The organism is Nocardia sputi, assembly GCF_023501985.1.
Window position 1 is genome coordinate 1 of the sequence record NZ_JAMFLC010000005.1, and the last position, 12,624, is coordinate 12,624.

Below are 12,624 nucleotides of genomic sequence, written 5' to 3' on the forward strand. Positions count from 1 at the left end.
CCGCTACTTCAAACCATCCCCGCAAGCGATGCGTGAGTTGACCTCGATCCTGGGCCCGGACACCAACCGCCGCTGAACAAGCTACGCCATATCCGTTGATTTTTCGGCGGTTACTACCGGAACCCCGCGTCGGCGGCGCAGGGTGCGCTGAAGACCAAGCCACCGAGTGGTTGCACCGGATGCGGACATTCCGCGGCTCGATCGAGCAACCTCGCTCGCGTCGTCGCCTCGGAGCATCAGCCGTTGGCTGTTCTGGCCACCTCGGAACGCCGCTGACCGGCTGTGTCAGCCGATGACCGCGTACGGGCGATGGACTTTGATGGCCGAGTCCAGAACTCGGGTGACCGCCGCGCGGGAGACACCGAGTTCGTTCGCGATGGCGGGAGTCGAGCCCCCTTGGTCGGCGAGCGTGAGGATTTCCCTGACCTCCTCGATCGGCAAGCTGGACAGGCGCCGGGTGGTGATGGCCCGCGCGATCGCCGAGATCTCGTCGTCGTCGGTGTCGGCCTCTTCCGGCTCGGCGGGGAGTTCGCCGTCCTCGTCGTCGTCGGCATCCAGAATCGGCAAAGGTTCCGGGCGCGGTGGTTCCGGGGATTGCTCGAGGGCGAGTTGTTCGCCCTCCGGTTCGGCGGAGCGATCGTTCTGCTCGCCGGACAGCGACTTTCCGCGTTTCGCCGCACGCGCAGCGGTGGCGTTCGGATGCACCTGCGTGGCGGCGTCCGTGGTGGCCGAGGCCGGTGTGCGCCCGGGTTCGGCGGCGCCGGCGCTCGGGTGCCGAACGGGGTCGTTTCCGCGAGGCGCGCGATCCGGATGACCGCCGTGATCGACATGCGGATGCGGCGATGCCGCAACGGCGGTGCCGTGCTCGCGGTTCGGCGGTACGAGGCGACGCTCCCGTAATTCGAGTCCATCGTGCAGGTCGTCGAGCGAGATCTGCTGAGACGTCTGCGTGGGTTCGGGACGCGTCTCCTGCGTGGTGGTATCCGCCGGGTCCGCGATCGTGCCGCCCGCGTCGACCGACGAAGGAGCGCCTGCCTGGCTCGGTTGTCCACGTTCCGCGTCCGCTTCGGAAGTGGGCGCCGGGGCGTCAGCCGCTCGGGTCGTGGGCTCGTGGGTGGGGAGATGGAAGACGTAATCGGCGACAGCGGAGGTCGAATGATCCGCAGGCGGGGCTGTCACGTCCTCGCCGTTGGCGGTGGAGGAATGTGTGCTTTCGTCGGGCGTGAGGCTGCCCGTATGGCCGTTGGTGGCAAGGGGAGGGGTGTGTCCGTTGACCCGCAGGTCCCGACCGCGGAGGCCGGGTGAGATCCCGGCGGCGTGGCCGTTTGTGTTCGCACGACTGCCGTGTCCGTTGCTCTGCGCGTGATGTGCCGCGTCCGTGACGCTCTCGGCGCTGTATCCGTTCGTGGTCGGACGAAAGGTGGATTCGTCACCGTGCGTGCGTCCGGTGGGGGAGTTCTCGGCTGTGTATCCATTGGTGATCGGACGGACGCTGTGTCCGTTGGTCCGCACGTCATGGGCAGCGCCGGTGGTGGAGTTCTCGACGGTGTGGCCGTTGGAAGCCGGACGGACGCGGCGCTCATCGAGGCGAAGCTCGGCGGCGTTGCCGTCGGCGCTCTCGCCTTCGATCGGCAGGGCAGCGTGACCATTCGGAAGGATGTGACCGTTCACCGTGGTCTCGGCCCTGCGGCTGTTCGTGACGTGGGGGAATGCGTGGCCGTTCGCGGGGGAGGCGACCGCGTGGCTGTGCGCCGGCTCCGCGTTGACGTTGCCTCTGTTCGCCGAGTCGGTGGTGTGGCCATCAGACGATGACGTGACCGGTGTGTTCGTTGTGGCTGATTTGCCGCGCGGGGAATCGGAGCGGTCGACAACCGCCGTGTCCGCCGAACGGTGGGCAGCGGTATCAAGTCCGGCCCGTGGGACGTGCACGCCGTCCGGCTGACTGATGCGCCTGTCGGATTCCGCACCGCGTCCCGGATCGAAGTCCTCGTGCCGATGGGCCGCTGTGTCCCATCCGAATTCGCTGTGAGCCGAATTCACGCCGTCGAGCGGGCGAAGACGATCACTATCCGAGAGGCCAGGAATACGCTCCGCGTCGATCCGAACCGGCTGCGGTTCGCGCTCGATCACCGGCGCGCCGTCGATCAGCACCGCGTACCGCGCGGAAACCCAGGCGTGCAACCAGATCACCACGCCGACCATCACCGGAGCGATCGCGTACTCGGCGGCGCGGCCGAGGTCCCCCGCGGCGAGATGCGGTCCGGTATTGAGCGCCACGGTCGTACCGAGCAGAGCCGCCTCGAAGAGGATCACTTTGCCGCGCGCCAGCTCCCGGCCCCACCGTGCCGCGGTCGTCGCCGCCACCATGATGGTGATGATCGGAATCGAGATCATCGCCTCGATGCCGTAGCTCAACCAGTACAGCGGATCGGACATGTCGCCGCTGGGCACCAGATTGTGCTGCACGTTGACCCCTGCCCACACCATGCCGAGCACGACGACGGCGATCAACGCACGCGACGACCACTCCGCCCGCCGGTAGAGCTGCGCCAATCGCGCGTCCTCGCTGGACACCCGCCGCCGCGCCGCCAGCGCGCGCCGGTGCCAACGGGCGTCGGCCTCCTCCGACCGGCGCAACGCGGCCGCGGACTTCCGGTCACGCCGCTGTGCGGCCAGCTCTTCCTCGATCTCCAGTCGCCGCTGCTTGCGTCGCTGCGCGCGGATCCATTCCGCGAGTTCGCGCTCCGCGCTGATCTCGCGTTCGGACAGCACTTGCAGCAACGCCGGGTCCAGCTGCAGGGGCAATTTGCCGCGCGCGGTCTCGACTTGCTGCGCCAGCGCGGCGATCTCGGAACTACCGTTCGACAGTTCGTCGGGCATCGCGAGCCTTCCCAAGAGCAGATGTCATGCCGGGTGGTGGAGACATGAGTGCTCGAACATATGTGTGATCGCCAGTGAGACTAAACCGCCCTATGCTCGTGGTCAACGTGGCCGAATCCGGGCCGACGGCGACACGCCGAACTGCCGAAATTCACGATGCGGCTCGATTATCCGGATGAGCGGCCATTTCGTAGCCCACCTGCGTGTCGAAACTCAGTTCGAATTCACATCCCGTCCGGAGCGGCTTTTTCACCGCCCGGGGTTGCCCGGGGGGCGGGATCAGCTCAGCGTGGTGTGCCAGACAATAGCGGCCGCCAAGGCGCCCGCACCGTTGACCGACCAGTGCAGTGCGATCGGGGCGAGCAGGCTGCCGCTGCGGTGGCGCAGCCAGGTGAACACCGCACCTGCGGCGGCCGTCGCGACCACGGCGAGCAGGATTCCGATGACCTGTCCGGCGACGCCCCCGCCGATGACTCCGCTCAGGCCGCGGTTGCCCGCGGTGAGGCCGAAGGAGGAGGCGATGTGCCAGAGACCGAACAGCAGGGAACCCGCCGCGAAGACGCCGCGCGCGCCGTACGCGCGCAGCAGTGTGCCGTGCAGCACACCTCGGAATGCCAGTTCCTCGGGGATCACCGTTTGCAGGGGGATGACGATCATCGAGGCGATCAACGCGCCCGAGATGGTGGCGTAGCGATCGGCCAGGAAGAACGGCCGGGTCAGCGGGAGCGCCGCCCCGATCGCGACGACGGCGAGGACCAGCGCCGCCGCGCCGAGCGCGTAGAGCGAGCCGCGCCGCCAGTGCCGAGGGGAAAGCCCGAGCTCGGACCAGCCGAGGCCGCGCCTGCGCACCAATGCGAGCAGCGCGATCGCCGCCACCGGCACCGTGACGATGCTCGCCCACGCGGTGGTGAAGTGCGCGATCAGATTGGTGCCCGCCAAGACCAGCACCACGACGGCGACGTCGATGTATGCGTGCATCTTGCGTCGTTGCTGGACTGTTGCTGCTAGGTCTGGCTCAGGCATCCCGGACCAGTGTACGGATCTGGAACAGGTTCGCTACGCGCCCCCGCCCCACTGATGAATAGGCCACTTCTCCCTGGCGTGCGGACCGCTTCCCTCAGCCCGCCCACCCGTGCGGATCGGTCCACGCCCGCAACGTGCGAGTGGTCTCGAAGCGGCGCGGCTCGCGGGTGATCGGGTCTGTGAACTCGAGCACGGCGGCCAGCAACTGGAGCGGTCTGGTGAAGTCGTCGACGGGTTTCTCGGTGAGCACCGGGTAGAAGTCGTCGCCGAGAATAGGAATGCCGAGGCTGTTCATGTGCAGGCGCAACTGGTGGGTCCGGCCGGTGTGCGGGCGCAGCCGGTAGCGGCCGAGGCTGTCGCGGTGCTCGAGCAGTTCGATCTCGGTTTCCGCGTTGGGCTCGCCCGGCACCTGTTGGGCCGCGAGCACCTGCTTCTCCTTGATGATCCGGCTGCGCACCACGCGGGGCAGCGTGAGGCCGGGATCGAACCGGGCGATCGCCTCGTACTCCTTGCGCACGGTGCGCTTGTGGAACATGGTCTGGTACGCGCCGCGACGGGCCGGATTGATCACGAACAGCACCAAGCCCGCCGTGACGCGGTCGAGCCGGTGCGCCGGGACCAGATCGGGGAGGTCGAGCTCCCGGCGCAATCGCACCAGCGCGGTCTGCAGGATATGCCGACCGCGCGGGATCGTGGCCAGGAAGTGCGGCTTGTCCACGACCAGCAGGTCGTCGTCGCGATGCACGACGGGGATGTCGAACGGGACCACCGCCTCCTCGGGCAGATCGCGATGGAACCAGACCGCGCCGCCCGGAACGTACGGTGCGTCGGGAGCGATCGGCCCGTCCAGGTCGACGATGCCGCCCGCGTGCAGCAGTTCGTCTATGCGCGTCGCGGGCACCCTGGGCAGGCGCTCCACCAGGTGGTCCCGGATGGTCGCCCAGTCGCCCTGCTCCGGCAATCGCAGCCGAGCCGGGTCCAAGCCGTGCCGTTTCGGCAACGGCGGTTGTTGCCGCCTTCTCATCGGTGTCGACCCTAGCCGCAGGCTGGTCGCGGGAGGTCCGAGGCCGCCTCAGTGGGCGCGAACCGCGATGCCCGGGTAATCGAGCACCAAGCCGGACTTGTCGTACTCGAGGCAGCAGGTGAAGTCGACGTCGGGGGCGGCGTAGTCGAACCGAGGGCCGTGCTCGCCGTCGGCGATGCGGGCGTAACGCTGTTCCAGCCGCCCCACCGCAGCGCCGGAGGCGTACACGTAGGCCGCGGGCGCGTGAGCGGCATCGCCGACCTCCTGCGCCGACCGATGCACCGGAAGCGCGTTGGTCAGCGCCGAGGACTCCAGGTCGACGTCGAGGCAGCCGTCGAGCAGCGGCGCTGGCATGCTGTCCAGCAGCCAGGACCCGGCACCGTCCGATTCCAGCACCAGCGTGTTCCAGCCACCGGGTTTGCGCACGGCGACCTGGGCCCGGCGCGTACGCCATTCGGGATCCAGCGCTATCCGGTAGTCCACCACCCAGGCCGTGCCGTCCTCGACGGCCGTCGTGCAGCCGTCGGTCAGCACGCCTTGCTCGGTGACCCGGAAATAGGCCACCTCGAAGCCCTCGCGTGCGGTCCGATGCCGCCACGCGGCGGTGGGTGGTGGCGGCGCGAACATCATCGGGTCAGAATCCGCGCAGGCGATCGGGGGTGATACGCAGCACGACCGAGTACTCGGCGTAGAACTGCTCGTCGGTCATCTCGATGGAGCGCAGTCCATCGGCGTACTTCGTCGTGAAGGCCGCGATCTCATCGGCGCCGGGCCGCTGCTCGATGACGCGCGCCGTACCGGTGAACACGACCACGTCGCCGCCGGTCTCGGTGCTGTTGAGGTTCAAGGCGACCCGGGGGTTGCGCTCGATGTTGCGCACCTTCGGCTTGCCGGGCTGGCTGAAGATCAGGAATTCGCCGTCGCGCCACTGGAACCAGACGGGATTCGGCTGCGGTGTGCCGGTGGGGCCGACGGTGGTCAGCCAGAGGACGGACTCGCGGTTCAGTCGTTCGGCGACTTTCGCGCCGAATTCGGTGTCGGTGTCGACGACAGGGGCGGATCGATCGGATGCCGTGGAGGTCATGGCAGGAACAACACCGCGGCACCCGGGGCGATTCCGCCCGACCCGCGGCGGCCGCCATTACGGCGTGGCCCGCTCGTCGAGCACCATCAAGCGTGCCTCGACCAGCGTCTTGCGCGCGCGGCGGCGGACCCGGCACAGTTCCACGCTGCAATCCAGGTGCACCTGCATAGCCCGGTGCGCCTGGCCCGCACTCAGTTCGCCGGGGTCACGCGCGGAATTCGACAGAACCGAGAACAACTCCATGCCATACATATCCGGTGCTCCTGTGCTCCGATAGTTCCCGCTTTCGCTCGAAATTAGCGATGTGCACGAGCTATCGGACCCGGATGTACCGCCGTTCACGGAGGTTTCCCCGGCGCGTCGGGAGTACGAAAACCGCGGGTCCGGAACAATTTTCGCACATTGACGGAACACGGCGGGGAGGACAACTTCGGGGTGAGTGTCGATCGAGGCGCGGCGGTGCGGACGGTGTGCTCCGCTGTTCACGTGCCTGCGCACGGCCCCTCCCTGATCACATCTCAGAAAGTCGGCTCGGTCTTCCATGCTGGGACGCTGGCGGATGTCGGCGAGCTGAGGCCGAAGGGTTGGAGACGCGGACGGATGCCGGTGTATTCACGCCGCCGGTGGCGAAGAGGGGAACCGGTCGCTGAAGATGCTCGGCGAATGCAAAACGCGGGAGCGGAGGCGCGCCGGGGTTCGTCCTGGGGATAGTCGCCGAGCACAACAAAATATAGGTTAGGCAACCCTATTTTGTTGCGATATGCTGCTTGCCGAGATGCCTGACCGGGCGGTCGGCGCGATACCTCCGGAACGGCTGGGACTTCGAAGCGTTCCTACAGCCCGGACCGGTGCGGGCATCCCGCGAGACAGAGGAGTGACGGCAGTGATGGAGTCAGGGCAGGGGACCGGGGCGGAGTCGGTTGCGGCGGCGGCGATGGACACCGACGAAGTACGCGAGGCGGTGGCCGCGCAACTGGGCGTCGCCGCGGACACGATCACCGACCGTGACGACCTGATCCAGCTGGGCCTCGATTCCATCCGCACCATGAAGTTGGCCGGCGCCTGGCGAAAGCGCGGCTACGACGTCAACTTCGCCGAACTGGCCGCTGCGCCGACAGTGGCGGACTGGCACCGGATCCTCGCGTCGGGCGCGCGACCCGCGGCGTCCGAAAGCGCCGTCGTCGGCAGCGGGCGGCAGGTAGGGGACCGGACCGGCGGAACGGCGGAAGATTCGGCGCAGCGGGCGGACGAGTTCGCCCCGTTCCCGCTCGCAACCATGCAGCACGCATACTGGATCGGACGTTCCGACGAGCAGGAACTCGGGGGCGTGGCGGCGCACCTGTACGTCGAATTCGACGGCAGCCAGGTTGATCCCGCGCGACTGGAGCGCGCGGTGGCCGACCTGGCGGCGGCGCATCCGATGCTGCGCACCAGATTCCTGCCGGACGGTACCCAACAGACGATGGACGCGCCGGGACGCACGGTGTTCAGCGTCGTTGACCTGCGTGAGCACGCGCACGACGCCGCCGAGGCGGCTTTGACACGACTGCGCGACCAAAAAACCCATCAGCGTTTGGACATCGCGGACGGACAGGTCTTCGACGTCACGCTCACCCTGCTCGCGGAGGGGCGTACCCGGCTACACCTGGACGTCGACATGCTGGCTGGGGATGCGATGAGTTATCGGGTACTGGTCGCGGATCTCTCCGAGCTGTATCACGGAGCCCAGCTGTCGGAGCAATCTTATAGCTACCGTCAATATCGGACCGAGCGGAAGGTGGACACCGCCGCCCGCGAGCGTGACCGCCAGTGGTGGCAGCAGCGGCTGCCGGACCTGCCGGGCGCCCCGGAGCTGCCCACCGTTCCCGTCGGGGAGCGCGTCGAACCGCATCGCACGGTTCGCTACGACCACTGGCTGGCTCCGGAAGCGAAGGAGCGGTTGTCGGCGGCCGCGCACGAGCGCGGGATCACCCCCGCCATGGCATTGGCGGCGGTATTCGCCGAGACCATCGGCGGCTGGTCGGCCCAGAGCCGGTTCCTGCTGAATGTGCCGCTTTTTCACCGGGAGCCGGTGGACCCCGGCATCGACCGGGTGGTCGGCGACTTCACCTCGTCGATCATGCTGGACGTGGACGTCACCGAGAACGTGACCGTCGCCGAGCGAGCCAGATCGCTGCAGCGCAGCATGCACGAAAGTGGTGCGCACACCGCCTATTCCGGGCTGGAGGTGCTGCGTGACCTCGGCCGATACCGAGGTGAGCCGGTATTGGCGCCGATCGTCTACACGAGTGCGCTCAATCTCGGCGAACTATTCGCCGAGTCGGTCACCGGCACCTTCGGCGAACCGGTATGGATCATCTCGCAGGGGCCGCAGGTGCTGCTGGACGCGCAGGTCACCGAGATCCGTGGCGGACTGTTGCTCAACTGGGATGTCCGGCAATCCGCGTTTCCGGCGGGGATGATCGACACCATGTTCGCCCGCTACATCGAGGCGGTCGCGCGGCTCGCCGAGGGGTCGGCGGGCTGGGATGCCGAGGCGCCGGTTCGGCTACCGGTGGCACAGGCCGCGGTGCGCGCGCAGATCAACGCCACCGACGGGCCGGTCAGTGGGCGTTGCCTGCACCAAGGACTGTTCGAGCACGCCCGGACGAAACCCGATGCGCCCGCCGTGGTGTGGAGCCGCGACGGTGCGGACGGTGTGTGGACCTACCGTGAGTTGGCTGCGCAGGCACTGGCCGTCGCGGGCGCGTTGCGCGACAACGGTGTCGAGTCCGGTGACGCCGTGGCGGTGCAGTTGCCCAAGGGGCCGGACCAAATCGTGGCCGTGCTGGGCATTCTCGCGGCAGGTGCCGCCTACGTGCCCATCGGATTCGATCAACCCGTAGCCCGGCGTGCGGAGATCCTGCGGACGGGTGCGGTGGCCGTTGCCCTTACCGTCGAGGGCGCCGACATGGGCGAACAGGTCCGCTGTGTGCCGATGACCGCGGCCAGGCGGCATGTGAACCCGTTGCGGGAGCCGGTGCTCCCGGACACGCGCAGCATCGCCTACGTCATCTTCACCTCGGGCTCCACAGGTGTGCCGAAGGGTGTCGACGTCCCACACTGCGCGGCGATGAACACCATAGACGCGGTGAACGACTGGTTCGAGGTCGGTTCCACCGACCGGGTGCTCGGCCTGTCCGCCCTGGAGTTCGACGCCTCGGTCTATGACATCTTCGGGATGTTCTCGGTCGGCGCAGCGGTGGTCGCGCTCGACGCGGAACAACGCGCCGAGGCCACCTCCTGGGTCGAACTCCTTCGCCGTCACCGGGTTTCCATTCTCAATTGCGTCCCCGCCATGCTGGACATGATCCTGGAAGTCGGCGGTGGGGAACTGGGTGGCTCACTGCGTGCGGTGACACTGGGCGGCGACTGGGTCGGCGCCGACTTGGCACGCCGACTCGCTCGCCAGGTCCCCGGTTGCCGGTTCTCGGGACTGGGTGGTGCGACCGAGACGGCCATCCACAACACCATCTGTGAGGTCGCCGATCCTCCCGAGCACTGGGCGACGGTGCCGTTTGGCGTGCCCCTGCGCAATGTGCGCTGCCGGGTCGTCTCGCAGGCCGGCCGTGATTGCCCCGATTGGGTGCCGGGTGAGTTCTGGGTCGGCGGCGCCGGCGTGGCGGCCGGCTACCGCAACGATCCGGAGCGGACGGCGGAGCGGTTTGTCGAACACGAGGGGATGCGCTGGTATCGCACCGGTGATCTGGCCCGGTACTGGCCGGACGGCACCATCGAGTTCTTGGGTCGTGCCGACCATCAAGTGCAGATCCGTGGCTACCGTGTGGAACTCGGCGAGGTCGAGACCGCGTTACGGGCGGTGGACGGCGTCCGCCATGCCGTTGCCGCGGTCGTGGGCGACAGCTCGCCGAAACTGGTCGCGGCGGTGTCCGGGCCCACCGGATGTGCCGCGGATATCACCGATGCGGTATCGGAGCTGTTGCCCAGCTATATGATTCCGACTCGCATCGAGGTACTCGATCGCATGCCGTTGACCGCGAACGGAAAGCTGGACCGCCGCGCCGTGGTTGCCCTGCTCGAACCGAGCGCCGGGGATGGGTCGGACGGTCGGCCACGCACTGATGTGGAAGCCGCGCTCGCGGATATCGTCGCCGGGGTGCTCGGCGTCGACAGCGTCGGCGTGCACGACGACTTCTTCCAGCTCGGCGGAGATTCGGTGCTGGCCACCACCGTCATCGCGCGCGTGCGCGACTGGCTGGACACCGAGCACGCGCTGGTTGCCGACATGTTCGCGTCCCGCACCGTCGCGGGACTCGCGCAACGACTTCAGAGCAGGGATCCACATGCCGACCGGCTGGCGCAGGTGGCCAAGATGTACCTGGAGGTATCCGCGATGAGCGACGACGAGGTGCTGTCGCAGACTCAGAGTATGGCCTGAGGCCGGGGAGAGGAGCGCCTCGCATCAGGGCGAGGCGCTACCGAACTACTTCCAGTAGGCCTGGTACTTGATCGAAGTCTTCGGCAACTGGTGGGTTGTCTTCAGAGCCTTAACGATCGTGCGGGTCGTGTGACCGTCGCAGCCGGCCCACGCGAAAACGTCCTTGGAGCAGTCCAACTCATGTGCTTGTTCGCGCAGCAGCCTTCCGTCATCGATGCGCTGCACCCAGGTCACCTGGTGGTGCGGCTTGTTGCGTACCGGAAGCGAGGTGTCGGATTCGTACTGCCATTCCAGCCAGACCCTCGCGGGCGCGTCGCCGATCGCGTCGAGCAGCGAATTGATCGCCGGCAGCGAGGCGGTGTCCCCGAAAATGACGTACTCGCTCGGTACGGTGTCGGGCAGCTGAAACTTCGAGCCGAGCACGGACGCCTCGATTTCCTCGCCGACCGCCGCTCGCTGTGCCCACGCGCTGGCCGGACCGCCGTGCAAAGCGAATTCGATGTAGAAGTGGTCGGCCGCGGGGTCTTGATCCACCAGGGTGTACGCACGATGGTGCAACTTGTCGGTGACCGCATCGGGGATCCACAACCGGATGAACTGGGTTGGGTGGACCGGATGGTCGGCGAGCAGACCGCCCGCGGCGAAGCCGATCCGCACATATTTGTCGGTGATGCTCTCGGTGGAGGTGACGCGCAGTCGATAGTCGTCGGCACGCCACAGCTTCAACATGACGCCGTTGGTTCCTTTACCCATGTGATTAAGGTTAGCCTAAGTATACTTGGAAGTCTTGTTCGCCGTTCTATCGGCGGCGGCACAGACGATCCGCTTCGCGGCCGGGCGCCGATCCGGTGGCTGGGATGAAGATGGGAGAACCGGTGGACAGACTTCTGGTGGTCGGCGCGGGTCCGAAAGCCATGGCCGTCGCGGCGAAGGCATACGTCCTGCGTGAACTCGGCCTGCCCGCGCCGCAGGTAGTTGTGGCGGAACCGCATGCGGTGGGTGGCAATTGGTTGCCGAACGGTGGCTGGACCGACGGCCAGCACCGGCTGGGCACCAGCCCCGAAAAGGATGTGGGATTTCCGTACCACTCCACCTGGGCACGCGGGCACAACCGCGAGATCAACGAGGCGATGATGGCGTTCAGTTGGACGTCGTTCCTCGTCGAACGCGGCACGTACGCCGAATGGGTCGACCGCGGCCGCCCCAATCCGCATCATCATGTCTGGGCCAAATATCTGCAGTGGGTCGCGAAGAAGGCCGAGGTCGAGATCGTGCCAGGGGCGGTGCGCAAGATCTCCGCGGCGGCCGACGGCTGGCTGGTCTCGGTGGTCGACGCGGACGGCGTTGCGTCCGAGATCGATGCGGACCGGCTGATGATCACCGGGCCGGGCGACAGCAGGCGTGCGCTGGCCGCTCATCCGAAAGTGTTGAGCATCGCCGACTTCTGGGATCTGGTCGGCCGCCGCCGGTTGCCGGTTTCGTCGCGAGCGGCGGTGATCGGCGGCGGTGAGACCGCGGGCTCCGCGATGGACGAGTTGGTCCGTCACGATGTACTGACCGTCTCGGTGATCTCGCCCGCCGCCACGATCTACACCCGCGGCGAGAGCTACTTCGAGAATTCGCTGTACAGCGATCCCGCCAAGTGGCGGGGGTTGAGCATAGAAGAACGCCGGGACGTCGTGCGGCGCACCGACCGCGGTGTGTTCTCGGTGCGCGTGCAGGAAAACCTGTTGGGCGACAATCGGGTTCATCATTTGCAGGGGCGTGTCGTGCGGGTGGCGGAGCAAGGCGAGGGCGTCGCGCTGACGTTGCGCAACGAGGGGCGCCCGGATCGGGTGCATGTCTTCGATCTGGTGGTGGACGCGACCGGCGGTCAGCCGCTGTGGTTCCTGGAGATGTTCGATGTCGACGCCGCAGATCTGGTGGAACTCGCGATCGGCGGCCCGATCACGCAGCCGCGGATCGAGGCGGCGATCGGCCACGACCTGGCGGTGACCGGCCTCGATGCAAAGCTCTACCTGCCGAATCTCGCTGGTCTGGCGCAGGGCCCCGGATTCCCGAATCTGAGCTGCCTGGGGGAACTTTCGGATCGGGTGCTGCAGGCGGCTCCGACCCGTGCGCGCTCGGTAGCCGTGCGCGCTCAGGGAGGTTCGGCCGGTCGCTAGACGCGGGCGG

Annotated in this window: 9 protein-coding genes; 2 read left to right on the plus strand and 7 right to left on the minus strand. The window is 67.5% G+C overall.

Annotated elements, in window-relative coordinates; all coding sequences use genetic code 11:
* Positions 1-285: 285 nt before the first annotated feature.
* From M8859_RS09270 to M8859_RS09295, 6 genes are all read right to left on the minus strand, one after another.
* A complete protein-coding gene (locus M8859_RS09270; protein WP_249644093.1) occupies positions 286-2,880 on the minus strand; it encodes a hypothetical protein in 2,595 nt (864 codons plus the stop codon).
* Positions 2,881-3,159: 279 nt separating this feature from the next.
* Positions 3,160-3,903 (minus strand): CPBP family intramembrane glutamic endopeptidase, encoded by a 744-nt coding sequence (locus tag M8859_RS09275; protein ID WP_195071295.1) that lies wholly within the window; start codon positions 3,901-3,903, stop codon positions 3,160-3,162.
* 94 nt (positions 3,904-3,997) lie between these two features.
* Entirely contained in the window at positions 3,998-4,927 is a 930-nt protein-coding gene (locus M8859_RS09280; protein ID WP_195071294.1) for an RluA family pseudouridine synthase, read from the minus strand.
* A 48-nt stretch (positions 4,928-4,975) separates the two neighbouring features.
* Positions 4,976-5,557: a putative glycolipid-binding domain-containing protein gene (locus M8859_RS09285; RefSeq protein ID WP_249644094.1), complete on the minus strand. Its 582-nt coding sequence runs from the start codon at positions 5,555-5,557 to the stop codon at positions 4,976-4,978.
* 4 nt (positions 5,558-5,561) lie between these two features.
* Entirely contained in the window at positions 5,562-6,011 is a 450-nt protein-coding gene (locus M8859_RS09290; protein WP_195071292.1) for a TIGR03667 family PPOX class F420-dependent oxidoreductase, read from the minus strand.
* Positions 6,012-6,068: 57 nt separating this feature from the next.
* Positions 6,069-6,263: a hypothetical protein gene (locus tag M8859_RS09295; protein ID WP_195071321.1), complete on the minus strand. Its 195-nt coding sequence runs from the start codon at positions 6,261-6,263 to the stop codon at positions 6,069-6,071.
* A gap of 634 nt (positions 6,264-6,897) precedes the next feature.
* Between M8859_RS09295 and M8859_RS09300 the strand changes: the two genes are divergently transcribed.
* Positions 6,898-10,449 carry a non-ribosomal peptide synthetase gene (locus tag M8859_RS09300; protein ID WP_195071291.1) on the plus strand — a complete coding sequence of 1,184 codons (3,552 nt, stop codon included), beginning with the start codon at positions 6,898-6,900 and terminating at the stop codon, positions 10,447-10,449.
* Positions 10,450-10,494: 45 nt separating this feature from the next.
* On the opposite strand, the gene M8859_RS09305 is transcribed toward M8859_RS09300, so the two are convergent.
* Positions 10,495-11,202 carry a siderophore-interacting protein gene (locus tag M8859_RS09305; protein WP_195071290.1) on the minus strand — a complete coding sequence of 236 codons (708 nt, stop codon included), beginning with the start codon at positions 11,200-11,202 and terminating at the stop codon, positions 10,495-10,497.
* A 122-nt stretch (positions 11,203-11,324) separates the two neighbouring features.
* Between M8859_RS09305 and M8859_RS09310 the strand changes: the two genes are divergently transcribed.
* Positions 11,325-12,614: a SidA/IucD/PvdA family monooxygenase gene (locus M8859_RS09310; RefSeq protein WP_249644095.1), complete on the plus strand. Its 1,290-nt coding sequence runs from the start codon at positions 11,325-11,327 to the stop codon at positions 12,612-12,614.
* Positions 12,615-12,624 lie beyond the last annotated feature (10 nt).